Genomic DNA, 19971 nt, shown 5'->3' on the forward strand with positions numbered 1-19971 from the left:
AACCCTTCGAACCTGTTCGATAGTTTACAAAAGATATGAACGGCTCTCGACGTCGAAATCGGGCGGTTCGCGCGTTTCGTCGGTATCGACGAAGTGAAATGTTCCCCCTCGCGGGGGCGGTCGCTCAGGCAAACTCACCCACCTCCGCTTCGAGTGCGCGCTCGGCAGCGACGAGCGCCTCGCGACGCTCGGCAAGCTGCTCCCGATCGTCCTCGATCCCGACCTCCATCTCGTCGAGCACCGCCGCGACCGCACCGGGTGCGGGCCCGCCAGGAGAATTACGGCTCGCCACGCTCGCATCCGGGTCGAGCGCCGCCTCGACAGCCTCGCGCTCGACATACGTCGAGAGCGTATCGTCGAGCACGTCCTCGGCGGCCGCCTCGACGGCCGCGTAGTCAGCACCCTCCTCGGCAGCCTGCGCCAGTATTTCGTGGGCAGACCGAAACGGCACGCCGTGCATCGCGAGCAGATCGGCGACGCCGGTCGCGGTCGCGAACCCGTCGCCCGCCGCCGCAGCCAGTTCGGATTCGTTCCAGGACGCGGTCGCGACCGCATCCGCCGCGACCTCCGTCGCGGGGACGACCGCATCGACGGCGTTCCAGATGTGGGGCGTCGCCTCCTGGAGATCGCGATTGTACGCCCGAGGCAGCCCCTTGAGCGTCGCCAGCAACCCATTGAGGCCGGCGCTCGCGGTCCCGGCGGACGCCCGGACGAGTTCGAGCGTGTCGGGGTTCTTCTTCTGGGGCATGATCGACGAGGTCGAAGCGTAGTCGTCGTCGATCTCGACGTACCCATCGGCCGCGAACTCGACGAGATCGGTCGCGAGCCCAGAGAGCGTCACCGAGAGGGCCGCCAGCGCGCTCGCCACCTCGACGAGGAAGTCCCGCGTCGAGACCGCGTCCATCGAGTTCTCGAGAACCGAATCGAATCCGAGCAGCTCGGCGGTGCGCTCGCGGTCGACGTCGAAGGGCGTTCCGGCGAAGGCCGCCGCGCCGAGCGGCGAGCGGTTCGTCCGGTCGTAGGCCGCACGCAACCGCTCCGTATCGCGTCCGAGCGCTTGCGCATACGACGAGAGGAAATGGCCCACGGTGATGGGCTGGGCAGGCTGGCGGTGCGTGTAGCCGGGCATCGTCGTTTCGGCATGTGCGCGCGCTTCCTCGACCAGTGCCTCACGGAGCACGAGCGTCGCCTCGATCGCATCGAGGAGCTCCTCGCGCAGGCGATACCGGATGCACGTCGCCACCTCGTCGTTGCGGCTTCGTGCGGTGTGCATCCGCCCGCCCTCTTTCCCCGTGCGCTCGATAACTGCCGTCTCGATGGCGGCGTGGATGTCCTCGCCGTCGAGCGCGTCGTAGCCCGTTTGCTCCACGTCGGCGAGCGCATCGAGGATCGTGCTCGCGCTCTCGTCGTCGATGATCCCCTGCTCGGCGAGCATCACGACGTGCGCACGGTCGACCGCGAGGTCCGCTTCGAAGAGCCGTTCGTCCGCGTCCATCGAGGAGAGAAAGCCACGGGCGGGGCCGCCGCTGAAGCGCTCGCGGCGCACCACGTCGCCTCTCTCCTCGCTCATCTCAGTCGCCCCCGATCTCGTCGCTCACGCCGCCGTCGGCGGCTGCTTCGGGCGTCTCGGCCTCGTCGATGACCTGTCCGGCCAGCCGCGACTGGAAGCCGTGGTACTTCGCCACGCCGGTGGCGTCGTTCTGCTCGATCCCGCCGCCGACGTCGGCGGTGTTGAACGAGGCTGCCGAGGCCGAATACACGCCGTAGGGACTCTCGCGGCCCACGGGTCTGGCCTGCCCACCTTCGAGTTTGATCGTGACGGTGCCGGTGACGCGCTCTTGGGTCGAGTCGATGAACCCGTCGAGCGCGTCGACCAGCGGCGCGGCGAGCAGTCCTTCGTAGGCTTTCTCGGCCCACTCGTGATCGATCTGCGTCTTGAAACTGCGCTCCTCCTTGGTGAGCACGAGCGACTCCAGGGCTTCGTGCGCGTTGAGGAGCACCGTTGCCGCGGGATGCTCGTAGTTCTCGCGGACTTTGAGCCCGAGCATCCGGTCTTCCATCAGATCGGTGCGCCCGACGCCGTGTGCACCCGCGATCGCGTTCAACTGTTCGATGAGCTCGATCGCACCGGTCTTCTCACCGTCGAGCGCGACCGGACGCCCCTCGTCGAACTCGATTTCGAGCAGTTCGTGTCCGCCCTCGGGGGGCTGTGTCCAGTCGTAGATCTCCTCCGGGGGGACGTAGGAGGGCTCTTCGAGGTCCGACCCCTCGACCGAGCGGCTCCAGAGATTGGTGTCGATGCTCCACGCACCGCCGTCGCCGCCTTCCACTGGAAGATCGCGTTCGGCGGCGTACTCCTGCTCGGCCTCGCGGGTGAGACCGAGTTCGCGCACCGGTGCGACCACGTCGAGGTCGGAGGCGCGCCACACGGTTTCGAAGCGGAGCTGGTCGTTGCCCTTGCCCGTGCAGCCGTGAGCGAGCGCCGAGCAGTCGTTTTCGATGGCGGTTTCGAGGATGGCCTCGGCGATCACGGGTCTGGCGAGCGCCGTGCCGAGGGGATAGCCCTGATAGGTGGCGTTCGCGCGGACGGCGTCGAGGCACGTCTCGGCGAAGGCCTCGCGCGCGTCGATCACGTGATGTTCGAGATCGAGCGCGGCGGCAGTTTCCTCGGCCTCGTCGAACTCGGCTTCGGGCTGGCCGACGTCGACGGTGACGCCGACGACCTCGTCGAAGCCGTACTCCTCTTCGAGGATCGGGACGCAAACGGTCGTGTCGAGCCCGCCGGAGAAGGCGAGTGCGATGCGGTCGGAATCGGCTGTGGATGTCGTATCTGTCATCTGGTGTGGTAGTGATGGTTCGTCCAGCGAACCCTTCGGGTAGGCTGGAGAGCGTATCGGATCGGTTGGAGAGAAGTGTATGCGGGCCTAAAGGCCCGGTCGTCGCGGTCGGAGCGCCCACGCGCCGGCGGTCGAAAACGAGCCGGCGTCGTGTGTCCGCGTCATATGCAGCCTGTGGATGGCCGCCCTATTAAATGCTTCCGGCTCGGCAACGCTTGCACCGCCGACCACCACGGTCATTCCGCTCGCTCCCCTCTCGCGAACGTGTTCAGCCTCAACGTCCCGGCTCCCGGACGAGTGAAACGCCTCGCGGCGACACTCCATCCCCGGCTTGCAGGGTTCGAGCGCGCGCGCGAGCGCCACTCGCTGGTCTGCAAGCGCTTCGAGTCCGAGGACTACGCCCATCTCTCCGAGCGCGTTCGGCGGGTACTCGACGGGACGACATCGATCGAAGCGCGCGTGACGGGTATCGAACTTTTCGAGGAGCCCGTTCGTGGTCCCGGGCCGGTGGTCTATCTCGCCGTTGCGAGTCCGGGACTCGTGGCGATCCACGAGCGCCTCGTCGATACCTTCGGCGCGATCGCCGACCTCGAAGGCGAGGCGTACGTCCCGCACATCACCCTCGCCCGTGGGGGGAGCGTCGATCGTGCCGAAGCGCTCCGTTCGCGCACCGTCGACCCGATCGAGTGGTCGATCTCCGAACTCCGTTTTTACGATGCGATCCACGACGAGCGCGCTGGAACCCTCTCGCTGCCGGTATCGTACTGAAAAAAAAAGTTTACTGCCAGTCGGCGAGCGTGGCTGCCTCGGCGAGCGGGAGCGAAAGCCAGGCGTCGTCCCGCGAGATATCGGCGATGACGAACCGCTCGACGCTACCGTCATCGTCGACCGAGCCCATGACGTCCTCCGCGGAGCCGGCTGTCGCCACAGCGGCCGTATCTGGCGTCATACTATGTGAGTACATACCAACGATATATAAATTCACCGGACTGTGGTAACGACACTGCCGGACGGCAGTTCCCGCCATCGTCGTTCACATCACGACGATAATGTAAAACAACGGCGTCGAAGTTGGGCGAAGCGTTAACACAAAACTTATGCGCATACGGCAAAGCTTCACTAACTGGAATGAGAGACGATAACAGCCAGACGCGACGTCGTTTCCTGAAAACGACCGGTGGTGCGGCGGGGGCGCTCGCGCTCGCCGGCTGTACGGGTGGCGGCGGAGGGAACGACTCCGGCGGCAACGGTTCCGGTGGTAACGGGAGCGGTGGTGCCAACGGCTCGGGTGGCAACGGGAGCAGCCAGCAGACCCAACAGAACATCGAGGCCGACCCCTCGAAGGTGCTCCAGCGAATCAACAGCACCATCACCACGTTCGACCCGATCGAGGCGACCGACGAGGCCAGCGGCTACGTCAATCAGCAGCTCTACGACATGCTGATGAACTATCCGGACGGGAAAGCCGACCCGAAAAAGGGCCTCGCCAAGAGTTTCGAGCTCTCCGACGACAACACGACCTACACGTTCACGCTGAAGGACGCGACGTTCCACAACGGCGATACGGTCACGGCACAGGACGTCGTCTACTCCTGGGAACGACTCGCGGCCTCCTCCAGCTCGAAACGAGCGTACTTCATTCTCGATTCGCTCGGTGTCAAACACGAGACGACGACGCAGGACGGCGAGGAGACGTACAAACCCGGCTCGCTCGGGCTCAACGCCAAGGACGAGAAGACCCTCGAAGTCACGCTCTCGGCCCCGTTCCACGCGGCCCAGGAGATGATGGCCTACAACTCCTTTGCCGTGCTGCCCGAGGGGTACGTCGGCGATATCGAGGGCTACGACGGCGAAGTATCCCAGCAGAAGCTCTCCACCAGCGACCCGGTCGGTGCCGGTCCGTTCAAACTCAAGGAGTGGAACTCGGGCACCAGCGCCGAAGTCGAACGGTTCGACGACTATCACGGCGGGAAGGCCTCCGTCGCGGGCGTTCACTGGCAGATCATCGAGAAGGCATCACCGGTGTTCAACTACGCGATGAACAAGAACGCCGATGTCTTCGGGATCCCGATCTCCCAGTACGACCCGAGCAAGGTCAACGTCCAGCGCGGCCCCGACGATCTCGGCCGGCAGTTCGGCACCTACGGACCGGTCCGCAACGGCTCGACGGTCCAGTATCTCGCGGTCCCCGAGATCAACACCTACTACCTCGGCTTCGATATGTCGAAGGTGCCGAAGCCGGTGCGACAGGCCTTCGCCTACGCCGCGAACCAGCAGCAGTTGACCAAACAGGTGTTCAAGGGCCGCGGCGAGCCGGCGTTCCACGTCACGCCGAAATCGATCTACCCGGGTGGCGGCTCGAAGGCCTACAAGAAACACGCCAAACAGAACTACCCCTACGGCTACAACAAGACCCAGCTCCAGAAGGCCAAGAAGGTGATGAAGGACGCGGGCTACGGGCCGAACAATCGCTTCACCGTCCAGTGGACCCAGTATCAGGACGACTCGTGGCTCTCGCTCGCCAAGCTGTTCCGTGACCAGCTATCGAGCGCGTTCATCGACATGCAGATCCAGCAGACCCCGTTCGCGACCCTCACCGAGCGCGGTCGCAGCGGCAAACTCGAGGTCTACACGCTCGGCTGGATCGCCGACTGGCCGGCCCCGGACAACTTCCTGCAGCTGCTCAACCCGCCACAGACCGACACCTCCTCCGACGCGCCGCTGTCGTACATCAACTGGACGCCGGAGAACGGCGACGCAGCAAAGCAGGCGTCCAAGGCGTACAAGACGGTCTCGAACAACCAGGCACCGACGAAGCAGGCCCAGCAGGCCCGCAACAAGGCCTACGTCAACATCGAAGAGGCCAACTGGGAAGACGTTGGCTTCCTGCCGCTCTACCACAGTCTCGGTGAACGCTTCGCGTACAACTGGGTCGACATTCCGCCGTACGGCGGAATGGGCGACAGCCGCCAGATGTACAACGACGTGAAGATCGCGAAACAGCGTCAGTAACCACACCCTTCACGGTGTGTGGTTTGCAGTTCCGATGTTCGGTGGTGATCGATCGCGCCGAGAGCCGTCCGAACCTAACCGAAAACTATAATGAATCCACATCACATACGAACGTGCAGCATGAGAGCTAGTTTCGCGGTGAGTACTGTCCCATGAGTCGCTGGAGCTACTTCCTCCGGCGGCTCGTGCTCTCGATCCCGGTCATCCTCTTCGGGACGACGATCGTCTTCATGCTCGTCCGTCTGGGACCGATCGACCCGGCGGCGGCGATCGTCGGCATGGGCAACCCGCAGGGGATCGAACGGATCCGTGAACAGCTCGGTTTGACACAGCCGCTCTGGCAGCAGTATATCGACTTCATGATCAACATGTTCACCCTCGATCTCGGCCAGTCGTGGGTGATCCAGCCCGGCCGGGACGCCTACAGCCTCGTCGCGAGCTACGCGCCCCGGACGATCTGGCTCGGCTTCTGGTCGGTCGTCATCGCGCTGTTCATCGGCATCCCGCTCGGCTTCTACGCCGGGCTCAACCCGAACACGGGCGGGGACTACTTCGCCTCGTTCGGCGGGATCGTCTGGCGGGCGATGCCGAACTTCTGGTTGGCGATCCTCCTCGTGAGCGTGCTCGTCCAGTCCCAGGACCTCCTCTTCGGCTTCAACTGGTCGAACTGGCTCGTCACGACCGATATCCTCTCGCCACCGAACTTGCGATTCCTCTCGACCCCGCTCGAAGCCATCACGAACCCGATCGACTGGTGGGTTTCGACCGGCGCGAACGGCTCGTTCCTCGCGGCGCTGAAACAGATCGCGCCCGCGGCGCTCGTGCTCGGATCGGCCTCGATGGGCAACGAGATGCGCATCGGTCGCACCGCGATTCTGGAGACGATCAACTCCGACTACGTCGAGACGGCGCGCGCAAAGGGTGTTTCGGGGCGCAGCCTCATCTGGAAACACGTCTTCCGCAATGCGCTGATCCCGTTGGTACCGATCATCACCGGTGAGGCGTTCCTCCTGGTCGGTGGATCGGTGCTCGTCGAGACGGTGTTCGCCATCAACGGGATCGGCTATCTGTTCTATCAGGCAGCGCTCAACGCGGATCTCCCGCTGCTGGGTGCGCTGATGTTCATCTTCATCCTGATCACCGTCTTCACGAACATCCTCCAGGATCTGCTGTACACGCTGATCGACCCGCGCGTCGGCTACGAAAGCGAGTAATCCATGAGTGAGACACAATCCGACGAAGAAGTACCGCTCCGAGACCGCATCGCGGCGAACCCGCGTCCGGCGCTGCAGTGGCTCGCCGGTGCGATCGTCCTGCTGGCCGTCGAGTTCGGCGCGTTCATCGGCGTCATCATCCAGCTCGCGTTGACGGTGGTCCGCCTGCTCCCGTCGAACCCGGGGGCGGCCGCGCTCGCGAGCGCCGGTGAGGCCGCCGAGTCGATCCCGACGCTGCTCACGCGCGGTCTCATCCCGAACCAGGGCTACCAGACTGCGAGCGGCGAGTGGATGGGGACGTTCCTCGGACTGGAGCCGGCGTACGCGTGGCTGCTGCGGGTCGTCCTCATCTACGCTTACGCGTTCGTCTGGCTCGGCTGGTTCTGGGTCGGCTACCGCTGGTTCCGCGATCACTACCGGTACGCCGACTGGACGCCACGGGACGACGTCGTCGACCGGCTGCGCTCCCATCGGTGGGGTCAGTTCGGCTTCGTGCTCGTGCTTGCCTTCTTCGTGCTGGCGCTGTTCGCGCCGGCGCTCGGCCCCACGACCGTCGACGCGAACATCCAGAGCCCCTACACGCATTACACGAAATACTACGACGACGAGATCGAGTCGGTCTCGAACGTCACCGTCGGCACCGCGAATCTCGGTTCGACCTCGCAGGGGGCCGGCGGCGAGAACGTCGGTCCGTGGAGCTACGACGACTACGGACGATTCCATCCGTTCGGGACGCTCACGGACGGAAAGGACCTCTTCACGTTCATGGCGGCGGGGGCGCGTATCTCGCTGATGATCGGGCTCGTCTCCCTGATGATCGCGGGCTTCATCGCCACCGCGCTCGCCATGCTGACGGCCTACTACAAGGGCCTCGCCGATCTCGCGGCGGTCATCACTAGCGACTCGATTCAATCGCTGCCCGTCCTGCTGGTGTTGATCCTTGCCTCCGCGGTCTTCGGCAACACGTGGATCGCGAACCTCTACAACGGGGCGGTACTGCTGATCGCGATCTTCTCGGTCACGTACTGGCCCTTCTTCTGGCGGGCGCTGCGCGGTCCGGCGCTCCAGATCTCCGAACAGGAGTGGATCGACGCCGCAAAGAGTTTCGGCCAGAAGCCACGAGTCATCATGCAGAAACACATGTTCCCCTACGTCGTCGGCTACCTGCTGATCTACGCATCGCTGACGCTCGGCGGCATCATCATCGCCGTCGCGGGACTGTCGTATCTCGGTCTCGGCATCACGCCGCCGACACCCGAGTGGGGGCGGGCGATCTCCGCCGGCCAGCCCTACGTGGCGACCGCCTCGTGGCATATCTCGCTGATCCCGGGCATCATGATCACGCTCATCGTCGTCGGGTTCAACGCGCTCGGTGACGGCATCCGCGACGCGCTCGATCCGCAGAGCGAGGGTGGCGAGGAGACCGGTGGCGAGGCCGCCGTCGCCGGAGGTGGTGGCGCATGAGCATGCAGTCCCCGCGCGAACGTACCGCGGGCGAGACCGTGCTCTCCGTCGAGAACCTCCGAACGGCCTTCTTCACCGACAAGGAGACGATCCGTGCGGTCGACGGCGTGAGCTTCGACGTTCGGGAGGGCGAGACGGTCGGCATCGTCGGCGAGAGCGGGTCGGGAAAGAGCGTGACGGCACGCTCGATCATGGGGTTGATCAAATCCCCGGGGCGCGTTCTCGACGGCGCGGTCAACTTCCGCGATCGCGACGTCCTCTCCCAACTGGTCGACTCCAATCGGAAGCGTACGGCCGATGTCGCCGGTCTCTCCGATACGGAGCGGGCCAACGCCGTCGACGAAGACGACTTCGCGTTCGTCGAGGAGTGGGACGGCGACGAGCCCACCGACGGCTACATCGACGTCACCCGGGTGCCGGATTCGGCGCTCAGAACGCTCCGTGGCAACGGTATCGCCATGATCTTCCAGGATCCGCTGAGTTCCCTCAACCCCGTCTACACCGTCGGCAACCAGATCAAGGAGGCGCTCAGGCTCCATCAGGGGCTCCGGGGGCAGGCGGCGACCGAGGAGGCGATCAACCTGCTCGAAGCCGTCTCGATCCCCGACGCCAAACGCCGCATCACGGAGTATCCCCACCAGTTCTCCGGCGGGATGCGCCAGCGCGCGGTGATCGCGATGGCGCTGGCCTGCGAGCCGAAACTGCTCATCTGTGACGAGCCGACGACGGCGCTCGACGTGACGATTCAGGCACAGATCCTCGAACTCCTGTCCGATATTCAGGAAGAGCGCGGGCTGTCGATCGTCTTCATCACCCACGACATGGGTGTGATGGCCGAAATCGCCGACCGGCTCAACGTGATGTACGCCGGTGAGATCGTCGAGACCGCGCCCGTCGAGGAGGTGTTCGCGAACCCGAAACACCCCTACACGCAGGGGTTGCTCGAATCGATCCCGGGTCGCCATCCCGGCGAGGATCGGCTGCGAACGATCGAGGGCGACGTGCCGACGCCGAACGAGCCCGCGACCGACTGTCGGTTCGCGCCGCGGTGTCCGGAGGCGTTCGCCGAATGCGAGAGCGTCCATCCGGTCTCGGTGCCGGTGAACGAGGGGGCGAGCGACCACACCGCCGCCTGCCTGCTCTACCCCGACGACCAGTCGCGCGAGAGCGCCGTCGAGACCCATCGGCGGCGCGGCGATGACAGCGAGGAGGCACTCAATGAGTGAAACGATTCAGCGCGAGACGGAGGTATCGAGCGGCGAGACGCTGGTCGACGTCGAGAACCTGAAGACCTACTACGAGGACGGCGGGCTGCTCTCGGACGAACCGGTCAAGGCCGTCGACGACGTGACGCTCCACATCGAGCGCGGCGAGACGCTCGGGCTGGTCGGCGAATCCGGCTGTGGGAAGACCACGCTCGGGCGGACGCTCGTCCAGTTGGAGTCGGCGACAGCGGGCACGGTCGAATTCGACGGCACCGACGTCACGAAGCTGTCCGGCAGCGAGCTGAAGAACTGGCGGCGGAACGCCCAGATCGTCTTTCAGGACCCCGAATCCAGTCTCAACGACCGGATGACCGTCGGCGAGATCATCCGTGAACCGCTCGACGTCCACGACTGGAAGTCGCCACGGGAACGCCGTCAGCGCGTGCGCGAACTGCTCGAAACCGTCGGGCTGCGCGAGGAGCACTATTATCGATACCCCCACCAGTTCTCCGGTGGCCAGCGCCAGCGCGTCGGCATCGCACGGGCGCTCGCGCTCTCGCCGGAGTTCATCGTGCTTGACGAACCCGTGAGCGCGCTCGACGTCTCCGTGCAGGCGAAGATCCTGAACCTCCTGGAGGAGCTCCAAAACGAGTTCGGGCTCACCTATCTATTCATCGCGCACGATCTCTCGGTGGTGCGCCACATCTGTGATCGCGTCGCGGTGATGTATCTCGGCAACATCATGGAGGTCGGCCCCGCCGAGGAGCTGTTCGCCGACCCGGCGAACCCGTACACGCACGCGCTGCTGTCGGCGATCCCCGAGGCCGATCCCCAGAGCGACAAGGAGCGCATCACGCTGCGGGGAACCCCGCCGAGCCCGCGCGATCCGCCGACGGGCTGTCCGTTCAGCACGCGCTGTCCGGCGAAGATCAGGCCCGAGAAATATCGTGATACGGACGACGAGCTCTGGGAACGCATCGAGGTGTTCCGGGAGGTGCTGCGCGAGCGTGATCGTGCCGAGCGCTCGCTCTCCGAGCGTGCGCGCGCACTGATCGGGATGGACACCCGTTTTTCGGACGTCGACGAGATGCACGAGGAGCTGTTCGGCGATGTCGCGGTGCCGCCGTCGATCCAGGAGCAGCTCGATGCGGTGGAAGAACACCTGCGTGACAACGACGAGGCGGGCGCGATCGATCTCCTGCGCGAGGAGTTCGGCAGCGAGTGCGACAGGGAGACCCCGGCTCACCACGAGGTGAGCGCGGCCGGCCGGACGAGCCTCTGCCACCGCCATAAGGACGAGCACGAGGAGCCGGCCGAGTTCTTCACCCACACCGTCTTCGGCGAGCAGTGATGGCCGCCGACCGGCCGCACCCGGCGGCGCTCCGACTGCGCCAGGCGATCGACGCGCTGGTCTACGCCGTCGCGTTCGTGGCCGTACTCGTCGCGATCGCGGCGATCGTGAGCGTCCCGCTCGGCTGGGGGCTGGTCGGCGTGAAGTTCGCCCTGTTCTTCGTCGGCTTCTTCGTCTTCGGCATTTCGGCGTTCCAGCTTCGACCGACGCCGCCCTGGAAGGACGACGACCCGGCCGACGAGCGCGAGGAGACGCGCTTTCAGGCGGCCGTCCAGCGGCTGCCGCCGCTCGGGCGCTACGGGCTCGCGCCCGACGACCGGCTGCCGGCGTCGGCGAAGCTGTTCGTCGCGAGCGTGCTCGTGTTGGTGACCTCGTTCGTGATGGAGGCGGGCTTCGGCATCGCCGCCTGAGACCGCGCCGACAGGCTTTACACGCCACGAGTCCCAGCGCGCGTATGCCCGAAACGAGCGAGAACCCGGATCAAGGCGACCGGCTCGCCGCCCGTTCCGACGGTCTGAAGGAGGCGTGGGCGGCCACGCTCGACGACATGGACGCCCTCGCCGCCGAGTACGAGGCCGACGGCTGGGAGACACTTACCATCCCGGCCGGCCACACGTCGACCGAAGCGCCCGAGAGCGGCGACGAGGAGCGCTTCGGACTGGTCTACGTGGTTCCCGACAACTACGCCGAGGAGTTCTCCGATGTGTTCGAGGACGGCGAGTTCCCGCGCTACGACGTCTTCCGCAACGAATCGCACGGTCAGGTGTTTCTGGTGACGCTGCTTGCCGATCCCGAGAGCGAGACGGCGGTGTTCGTCGCCGGCGGGTTCGAGCGCCGTGGCTCGCGGCCGCTGATGGGAGCCGCCAGCGACGCCGGGGCGATGTACACGCATCTCCAGACGCTCGACGGCACGCAGCTGGGTTCGTTCGAGCACGACGACCCCGAGAAGTTCTTCCCGGCGACCGATTACGACGCCGTTCGGTAGCCCGCGAAGTGGAAGGACTTTGTAGGTGGGAAGCCAGTGAATCCTCATGAACGTCGCCGACGCGATGACGCCGCGCGAGTCGCTCGTTACGGTTTCGCTGCCCGGGACGCGCGACGATGCGCTCGAATACCTCCAGGAACGAGCGTTCTCCTCGGTTCCCGTCGTCAAGGGTGAGGGCGACGACGAGGAGTTCCGGGGGCTGGTCTCGCGACAGACGCTCATCGAACATCCCGACGAGGACCAGCTCGCCCTGCTGGTCGAGGAGGGACCGACGACGACCACCGAGACCGCCATCGAGGCGGTCGCCGCGACGATGGTCGAAGAGCGCGCCCGTCGCGTCCCGGTGGTCGACGGCTATTTGGAAGGGATCGTCACCGTCACCGACGTCGTGCGAGCCATCGCCGAGGGCGAGGCTGCCGGCGACACGCAGGTCGGCGAACTCGCCTCTCGAACTGCGAACGCCGTCTACGTCGACACGCCGCTGACGGTCGCCGAGCGCGAACTCTCGCATTCGGGCGTTCCCTACGCCGTGGTGCTCGACGACGACGGCGAGATGTGTGGCATGCTCACCGAGCCCGATGTCCTCGAAGTGGCACGGGTCGTCGAGGGCGAGGCCGAGACCGGCGAGTCGATCGCCGATCAGGACGACGACTGGATGTGGGAGGGGATCAAGGCCGTCGGCAACCGCTACTTCCCGACGCGCAACGTCGAGATCCCCCACGAGCCGGTGCGCGAGTTCATGACCGCCGACGTCGTGAGCGTCGGCACCACGCGAACCGCACAGGAGGCCGCACGGGCGATGATCACGAACGACATCGAGCAGATCCCGCTGGTGGGTGGGAGCGAGCTCATCGGGATCGTCCGGGACATCAACCTCCTGGAGGCGCTCGATGGCTGATGTGACGACCGGCGCGGACGCCGACACGCTCGCGGAACTCGCCAAACGCCGCGGCTTCTTCTTCCCCGCAAACGAGGCCTACGGCGGCGCGAGCGGCTTCTACACCTACGGGCCTGAGGGCGCGGCGCTGAAGCGCAACCTCGAAGCGAGCTGGCGCGAGCGGTTCGTCACCCGCGAGGACAACATGGAGATCTCCTCGCCGACGGTCACGCCGGAGCCGGTGTTCGAGGCGTCGGGTCATCTGGATGGCTTCGACGACATGATCCTCGAATGTCCCGAGTGCGCCACGAGCCACCGTGCCGACCACCTCGTCGAGGACAACACCGATATCGAGGAGGCGGAGAGCCTTGGCACCGAGCGCATCGCCGAACTCATCGCCGATCACGGGATCGCCTGTCCGTCGTGTGGGACCGAGCTGGCCGACGAGCCCGTCGAGGCGTTCAACCTGATGTTCGAGACGACGATCGGGCCGGGCTCCTCGTCGCCGGGCTATCTGCGGCCCGAGACCGCACAGGGCATCTTCGTCGAGTTCCCCCGTCTGGCCGAGTACGCGCGCAACCAGCTTCCCTTCGGCGTTGCCCAGATCGGTCACGGCTATCGCAACGAGATCAGCCCTCGGCGCTCGCTCATCCGGGTGCGTGAGTTCACGATGGCCGAACTCGAACAGTTCGTCGATCCCGAAAGCGACGAGCCACCCATCGAGCGCGTCGAAGACGTCACGCTGCCGCTCTATTCGGCGACTGCACAGGAGGGTGAGGGAAGTATCGAGCGCATGACCGTCACCGAGGTGCTCGACGCGGGTGTCGTCGAAAGCGAGTGGATCGCCTACTACCTCGCGATCGCACGGGAATGGTACGAGGCGGTCGGCGTCGACATGGAGCGGTTCCGCTATCGCCAGCATCTACCCGACGAGCTCTCGCACTACGCAAGCGACTGCTGGGACGCTGAGGCCGAACTCGACGGCAACTGGATCGAGATCACCGGGTTCGCCGATCGTGGGGCCTACGATCTCTCGAAACACGACGATCACTCCGACGAGGCGTTCTCGGTGTTCAGACCCTACGACGAGCCGAAGACCGTCGAGCGCCCCTCGGTCGAACCCGACATGAGCTATCTCGGGCCGGAGTTCGGTGCGGACGCCGGCGACGTGGCCGACGAACTCGCTGCGCTGGCCGAGCGGGACCCGTCGGCGTTCGACGGTGACGAGGTTGCGGTCGAACTCGACGGCGAACAGTACGAACTACCGACCGAGCAAACCGGATTCGCGGTCCGCGAAGAGACCATCACGGGCGAGCACGTCACGCCCCACGTCATCGAACCCTCGTTCGGTATCGGGCGCGTGCTCTACACCGTTCTGGTCCACAGCTACCGCGAGGACGAAGTCGAGGGCGAGCCACGGAGCTATCTCGCCCTCCCCTCGGACCTCGCACCGACGTTCGTGGGCGTGTTCCCGCTGATGGACAAGGACGGGCTCGGCGAGCACGCCCACGAGATCGCCGCCGACCTGCGCGCGGCTGGCTTCACGGTGAACTACGACGACTCGGGCAACATCGGGCGGCGCTACCGCCGCCAGGACGAGGTCGGGACGCCCTACTGCGTCACCGTCGATTACGAATCGCTCGACGAGGGGACGGTGACGGTGCGCGAGCGTGACTCCACGACTCAGACGCGTATCGCGATCGACGAGCTGCCCGCCCGACTCGCGGCGCTGCGGGCGGGCGAGTCGCTCGTCGACTGATGGGCGAGCTCAAGCGCCGGGCCGTCCACGCCAGCGGCACGGCGCTGCCGGCGGCGTATCTCCTCGATCTCATCAGCTACGAGCAGTTCCGCTGGCTGCTCGTCGCCGGCTCGGTCGTCGTCTGCTGTCTCGAAGCTCTGCGCCTGTTCGTCGGCCTCGACTGGCGGCTCTACGACGAACTCACCCGCGAGTACGAACAGGATAACCTCGCTGGCTACGCGCTCTACACGTTCAGCGGCACCGCCGTCGCGCTCGTCTTCCAGCCCGCGATCGCCATCCCTGCAATCCTGATGCTGACGATCGCCGACCCGCTCAGCGGCCTGCTGGGCTCCGGCGAACTCCAGAGCATGAAGGAACTGTCGGTGATCGCGGTCACGTTCGCGGTCTGTTTTCTCATCGCGTTCCCGTTCGTTGCCCTCGTTCCCGCCGTCTGCGGTGCGTTCGCCGCCACGCTCGCCGATGGCGTCAAACCCGTCGTCCGGGGCTACGTGGTCGACGACAACCTCACGATCCCGATCGCGGCGGCGGTCGCCATCACGATTGGACTCCGGCTTACCGCTCACGGGCTCCCATTTGCTTCCGGCTAGCGACCGCCCCGAAACTCGATTCGCTCTTGTGTAGTGTAGCGGAACCGAGTCACGGAGATTACGGCATCCCGCCGACAGCAGTCGTACATGACCAATGAACGCGCTGCTCTCGGCGGAATGCTTGAGCAACTCGTTGACCTCGGAGCAATAGAGTTTCGGCCGGAGCCGCTCGACGCCATCGTCGAGCGGCGACTCAAAGCCATCTGGACCACCCGTACCTGCCCGAGCTGTGACGCCGACGCCCTCCACGCCCTCGATGGTTCGGCCCGTATCTGGTGTGGCCGCTGTGACTGGAAAACCACCTACACCCGTGGCACACCCTTCTATGACTCGGAACTCGCCCCCGGCGAGTTCCTCGTCGCCTTCGTCCTGTACGCTGATTCCCTCCTCAGCATCAACCAAATCGCACCGCTGCTTGACCGCACCTACAAAACCGTCTTCGAGGCAATTAGCGACGTGGAAACCGCGTTCGCTCGCGGTTTCCCGACTGTTTGGGAACGCATCGAGCACACGATTGCTGGGCCGACACAGGTGGACGAAACTCAGCGGGTGTGCTCGGGGTTCAAAGGCCAGAACCCACCGCGGGACGGACTGTCCCGCGGCGGGTCCCCTGGACCCGGACGGGCGCGATGGACAGGAGAGCAGGGCGATGAGATGACGCTCGTCGCGGCCTGCCGCGACGTGCTCCAGGTGATCTCAGCCGAAGAGGGGTCGAAATACGACGAGAACCTCGGGCCAGTGATTGAGGAAGCAGGCGATCTCTCCCAGCCGCTGGGAGAGATCTGGACCGACGAGCTTCCCGCGTATCAGCAAATGGAACACGAGCATCGAACCGTTGTCCATGATGATGAGTACGTCTCAGAGGAAGGTATCCACACGAATCAGGTCGAATGCCTCTGGTCGTTAGTGCAACCGTGGCTGGCGAAATTCCGCGGCCTGTCCAAGCAAGGCTTGGAGCAGGCCGCTCGCACCTTCGGGCTTCTTCGCTCCCTGAATCTTGTTCAAGCACCCATCCACAGCCTTGTCGATTGCGTCGCTGTCAACGTATTCCGCTAATCTACACAAGAGCGACTCGATTTCACTTTCACCCGCATCTGCGAACGCTTATTCGGGATGGCCCGGTAGAACGGCCCAATGGCGACCACCGGTGAGGAGTCCGTCGAGCGCCCGCTCGTCGAACCGGGCGTGCTCGAACGCCGGCGCTATCAGGCCGAACTCGCCGACCAGGCCGCGAGCGGGCACACGCTCGTCTGTCTGCCCACCGGGCTCGGGAAAACCACGGTGAGCTTGCTCGTGACCGCCGAGCGCCTCCACGAACAGGGCGGGACGTCGCTGCTACTCGCCCCGACGAAACCCCTGGTCACCCAGCACGCCGAGTTCTATCGCGAGGCGCTCACGATTCCCGACGACGAGATCGTGGTGTTCACCGGCGAGGTCAGCCCCGACGACAGGGAGGAACTGTTCGAGCGTACGCGAATCGTCATCGCCACGCCACAGGTCGTCGAGAACGACCTCATCGGCGGTCGCATCGATCTTGCCACTACTACTCATCTCACCTTCGACGAGTGCCATCGCGCGTCGGGCAACTACGCCTACAACTACATCGCCGAGCGCTATCACGCCGACGCCGAGCAACCGTTGGTAACGGGAATGAGCGCCTCGCCGGGTGGTGATGAGGAGGCGATTCAATCCGTCTGTGAGAACCTCGGACTGGCGAGCGTCGCGGTGATGACCGAGGAGGACGCCGACGTCGCCGACTACACCCACGACACGTCCGTCGAGTGGGAACGCGTGACGCTGCCTGACGAGATCCTCGCCATCCGGGATTCGCTCGTCGCGGTGATCGAAGAACGGCTGGAGAAACTGAAGGAACTCGGCGTCTCGCACACGACGAGCGCGGACATCTCTCAGCGCGACCTCAACCGGATCCGGAGCGAGCTCCAGCAGCTCATCGACAACGACCAGTCGGAGGGCTACGAAGGGATGAGCATTCACGCAGAGGTGATGAAGCTCCGGCGGGCGGTGACGCTCGCCGAAACTCAGAGCGTCGAGTCTCTCAGACGGTATTTCGAGCGCCAGCGCAACGCCGCCCGCTCGTCGGGTGCGTCGAAGGCGAGCCAGCGGCTCGTCTCCGAGGCCAAGGTCAGGGAGGCGATGGAGCAGGCGGAGACGTACGACGATCTCCATCCGAAGTTCCGTCGAGCGCGGATCCTGCTGGCGCAGTGTCTCGGCATCGAGGGCGGCGAGCGCGTCATCGTCTTCACCGAGTCGAGAGATACCGCCGAAACCCTCACCGAATTTTTGGGCGCACACTTCGAGACCCGGAAGTTCGTCGGGCAGGGCGACAAGGAGGGGTCGGACGGGATGACCCAAAACGAACAGCAGGAGACCCTCGACGCGTTTCGCGCCGGGGAGTTCGAGGTGCTGGTCTCGACGTCGGTGGCCGAGGAGGGGCTCGACGTGCCGGAGGTCGATCTGGTGCTGTTCTACGAACCCGTGCCGACGGCCATCCGCTCGATCCAGCGCAAGGGCCGAACGGGGCGACAGACCGAGGGTCGGGTGATGGTGTTGCTCGCCGAGGACACCCGCGACGAGGCCTACTTCTGGAAATCACGTCACGAGCAGTCCCGGATGACCGACGAGCTCGACAGTTTGAAGAACGCCGCCGGCAGCATCGAGTCCGATCTCGCCCAGCAGGGGCTCGACGCGTTCGAGGGCGATAGGGCTACGTCATCCTCGGAAACCGATGCGACGGCCAACGGCGATGGCCAGCCCGGGCTGTCGTCGTTCGCCATGCCGTCAGAATCCGATTCGACCGACGAAGCGGATGCTGACGAGGAAGGCGAGGCCGGTGACAGCGCAACCGACGACGAGGAAGTGGTGGCGACCGCGGCCAGCGACGACGGCGTCGAGATCGTCGTCGATCAGCGCGAGCTAGATGCCTCGATCGCCCGCGACCTTTCGACGCGGGAGGGCTGTGAGACACGCCTCGAAACGCTCGCCGTCGGCGATTACGTGCTCTCGGATCGGGTGGTCGTCGAGCGCAAATCCGTGAGTGACTTCCTCGACACCCTCACCGGCGGCGATCGATCGCTCTTCGAGCAGGTCGGCGACGCGGCGCGCCACTACGCCCGCCCCGTGGTGCTCATCGAGGGCGACGACCTCTACGGCGAGCGCAACGTCCACCCGAACGCGATCAGGGGTGCGCTCGCCTCGCTGGCGGTGGATTTCGGCGCGAGCGTGCTCCGGACTACTGACGAGTCCGACACGGCCGATCTCCTCCACGTGATCGCGGGCCGCGAGCAGGAGGTGGCCGACCGCGAGGTGAGCGTTCACGGCGAGAAGGGGGCCAAAACCCTCACCGAACAGCAGGAGTACGTCGTGAGTTCGATCGCGGATATCGGACCGGTGACGGCGCGCGCTCTCCTCGAAGAATTCGGCACCGTCGAGGGCGTGATGATCGCCAACGAGGCGGATCTACAGACGGTGTCGGGCGTCGGCGAAGTGACCGCCGAGCGCATCCGCGAGGTCGTCGGCAGCGACTACGATCCCTGATCGGCGGCGATACACTTTTTATTGATCCAATCGTTCGTACGGGCACCATGCGCCGCGGCTTCCGCTGGTTCGGTTACACCATCGTCGCAGTGATGGCTGGCCTATTCGCTCTCTCCGGGTTTTCACTTTCCGGCTCGACCGAGGGACTGGTCGGCTTCGCGGGGCTATTGGCCGTTGGCGTGCTGTTCGTCCTCGCGGGATTTGAGACACCCCTCACGAGGCGGTTCGGCTGGCACCGGATCCTCGGACTCGGCTTCGTCATGATGGGGGTCGTCAATCTACTCACTGTTCTGTTCTCGTGGGCTGACGGTGGACTGCTTTATGCGGTCGCCACCCTCTCGCTGGCCGGTCTGTTCGCGTTCATGGGCTTCGACATCGCACGCGATGGCCCGCATTTCGATATCGATCCGGACGAGACGATCTGACTACTTCCGAGCGGTCCGCACCGCGTCGAGCGCCTCGGCGGCCTCGCGGGCGGCGGCGAGATGCTCGCGCCTCCGCCCGAGATCATCGGTTTCCTCGGCCGTGGTCGTCAGTTCGCGGAGCGTGCGCGACAGCGATGCCTCGGCCGCTTCGAGGTCGCTCGCCCCGCTTGCGGGCCGGGTGTCCCTTTCCGGCTGCTGCCCGCTCGCCTGACTCGTGCCATCCGTTCGAGCCGCTGTCTGCTGGTTCTGTATCGGTTGTGCCGGACTCTGCGGCTGTTGGGTCGGGGCTCGTGTGGCCTGATCCGCGCTCGGATTCGGCTGCGTGCGCGGCTGTTCGCTGGCGGATTGTCCTTCGTTCGCGTTCGCGGGCGTGGGCTCGTCGGGTGCATCCGTGGTGGCTGCTCGGTCGTCCGCCCCGCCATCGTCAGCGGACTGTTGACAGGTCGGACAGAACGTCTGGTCGTCGTAGCGAAAGAGCGGACTCCCACAGCGATCACAGTGAGTGTCGGTCATCGTCGCGCCCTGGAGGAGCAGTTCGCTCATCTGCTCGGTCGTCTCGCGCTTTTCGTCCTCCTCGGCGAAGCGCTTGCGGAGTTTCTCGCGTTCGGCTTCCTTGTCGAACTCGCTCATACCCGATCAAGGCATCGCGCTTCAAAAAGGACTGTGGGTGTGCTCGCAGCGCTGTGACTGCGGGTGACGA

The 19971-nt window shown here is 65.3% G+C and carries 19 protein-coding genes; 14 read left to right on the forward strand and 5 right to left on the reverse strand.

From position 1 onward, the window contains the following. Positions 1-124 precede the first annotated feature (124 nt). The 3 genes from argH to MUK72_RS02385 form a co-directional block, all read right to left on the reverse strand. Entirely contained in the window at positions 125-1570 is a 1446-nt protein-coding gene (gene argH / locus MUK72_RS02375; RefSeq protein ID WP_244703484.1) for an argininosuccinate lyase, read from the reverse strand. 1 nt (position 1571) lies between these two features. Further along, positions 1572-2837: an argininosuccinate synthase gene (locus MUK72_RS02380; protein ID WP_244703487.1), complete on the reverse strand. Its 1266-nt coding sequence runs from the start codon at positions 2835-2837 to the stop codon at positions 1572-1574. 87 nt (positions 2838-2924) lie between these two features. After that, entirely contained in the window at positions 2925-3077 is a 153-nt protein-coding gene (locus MUK72_RS02385) for a hypothetical protein (protein WP_244703489.1), read from the reverse strand. A gap of 24 nt (positions 3078-3101) precedes the next feature. Here MUK72_RS02385 and MUK72_RS02390 point away from each other — a divergent pair, with 24 nt between their 5' ends. After that, a complete protein-coding gene (locus MUK72_RS02390; RefSeq protein WP_244703492.1) occupies positions 3102-3605 on the forward strand; it encodes a 2'-5' RNA ligase family protein in 504 nt (167 codons plus the stop codon). A gap of 10 nt (positions 3606-3615) precedes the next feature. Here the strand turns inward: MUK72_RS02390 and MUK72_RS02395 are convergent, their stop codons facing one another. Next, a complete protein-coding gene (locus MUK72_RS02395) occupies positions 3616-3786 on the reverse strand; it encodes a DUF7556 family protein (RefSeq protein WP_244703495.1) in 171 nt (56 codons plus the stop codon). 179 nt (positions 3787-3965) lie between these two features. On the opposite strand from MUK72_RS02395, the gene MUK72_RS02400 reads away from it, so the two are divergent. The 13 genes from MUK72_RS02400 (at position 3966) to MUK72_RS02460 (ending at position 19271) form a co-directional block, all read left to right on the forward strand. After that, positions 3966-5849 carry an ABC transporter substrate-binding protein gene (locus MUK72_RS02400; RefSeq protein ID WP_244703497.1) on the forward strand — a complete coding sequence of 628 codons (1884 nt, stop codon included), beginning with the start codon at positions 3966-3968 and terminating at the stop codon, positions 5847-5849. A gap of 152 nt (positions 5850-6001) precedes the next feature. Beyond that, positions 6002-7063: an ABC transporter permease gene (locus MUK72_RS02405; protein ID WP_244703499.1), complete on the forward strand. Its 1062-nt coding sequence runs from the start codon at positions 6002-6004 to the stop codon at positions 7061-7063. A 3-nt stretch (positions 7064-7066) separates the two neighbouring features. Then, on the forward strand, positions 7067-8527 hold the full coding sequence (locus tag MUK72_RS02410) for an ABC transporter permease (protein ID WP_004053993.1): 1461 nt from the start codon (positions 7067-7069) through the stop codon (positions 8525-8527). After that, complete coding sequence (locus MUK72_RS02415; RefSeq protein WP_244703502.1) at positions 8524-9753, forward strand: ABC transporter ATP-binding protein; 1230 nt, start codon at positions 8524-8526, stop codon at positions 9751-9753. Before MUK72_RS02410 ends, MUK72_RS02415 begins: the two co-directional genes overlap by 4 nt. Next, a complete protein-coding gene (locus MUK72_RS02420; protein ID WP_244703505.1) occupies positions 9746-11083 on the forward strand; it encodes an ABC transporter ATP-binding protein in 1338 nt (445 codons plus the stop codon). The genes MUK72_RS02415 and MUK72_RS02420 overlap by 8 nt, the downstream gene beginning before the upstream one ends. Continuing rightward, the gene (locus tag MUK72_RS02425; RefSeq protein ID WP_244703508.1) at positions 11083-11493 is read left to right on the forward strand and encodes a DUF7555 family protein; all 411 of its coding nucleotides are present in this window, start codon (positions 11083-11085) and stop codon (positions 11491-11493) included. Before MUK72_RS02420 ends, MUK72_RS02425 begins: the two co-directional genes overlap by 1 nt. A 44-nt stretch (positions 11494-11537) precedes the next feature. After that, entirely contained in the window at positions 11538-12068 is a 531-nt protein-coding gene (locus tag MUK72_RS02430; protein ID WP_244703511.1) for a DUF7529 family protein, read from the forward strand. A 46-nt stretch (positions 12069-12114) separates the two neighbouring features. Then, positions 12115-12966 carry a CBS domain-containing protein gene (locus tag MUK72_RS02435; RefSeq protein ID WP_244703517.1) on the forward strand — a complete coding sequence of 284 codons (852 nt, stop codon included), beginning with the start codon at positions 12115-12117 and terminating at the stop codon, positions 12964-12966. Beyond that, on the forward strand, positions 12959-14704 hold the full coding sequence (glyS, locus tag MUK72_RS02440) for a glycine--tRNA ligase (RefSeq protein WP_244703523.1): 1746 nt from the start codon (positions 12959-12961) through the stop codon (positions 14702-14704). Before MUK72_RS02435 ends, glyS begins: the two co-directional genes overlap by 8 nt. Beyond that, on the forward strand, positions 14704-15291 hold the full coding sequence (locus MUK72_RS02445; RefSeq protein WP_244703525.1) for a diacylglycerol/polyprenol kinase family protein: 588 nt from the start codon (positions 14704-14706) through the stop codon (positions 15289-15291). The genes glyS and MUK72_RS02445 overlap by 1 nt, the downstream gene beginning before the upstream one ends. Positions 15292-15378: 87 nt before the next feature. Next, complete coding sequence (locus MUK72_RS02450) at positions 15379-16347, forward strand: IS1595 family transposase (protein ID WP_244703527.1); 969 nt, start codon at positions 15379-15381, stop codon at positions 16345-16347. A 78-nt stretch (positions 16348-16425) separates the two neighbouring features. Continuing rightward, positions 16426-18846 (forward strand): DEAD/DEAH box helicase, encoded by a 2421-nt coding sequence (locus tag MUK72_RS02455; RefSeq protein WP_244703530.1) that lies wholly within the window; start codon positions 16426-16428, stop codon positions 18844-18846. 47 nt (positions 18847-18893) lie between these two features. Further along, on the forward strand, positions 18894-19271 hold the full coding sequence (locus MUK72_RS02460) for a DUF7994 family protein (RefSeq protein ID WP_244703533.1): 378 nt from the start codon (positions 18894-18896) through the stop codon (positions 19269-19271). On the opposite strand, the gene MUK72_RS02465 is transcribed toward MUK72_RS02460, so the two are convergent. Beyond that, positions 19272-19901: an Sjogren's syndrome/scleroderma autoantigen 1 family protein gene (locus MUK72_RS02465; protein WP_244703535.1), complete on the reverse strand. Its 630-nt coding sequence runs from the start codon at positions 19899-19901 to the stop codon at positions 19272-19274. Positions 19902-19971: the final 70 nt, after the last annotated feature.

The sequence above is a fragment of the Halococcus dombrowskii genome (genome assembly GCF_022870485.1).
Classification (GTDB): Archaea; Halobacteriota; Halobacteria; order Halobacteriales; family Halococcaceae; genus Halococcus; species Halococcus morrhuae.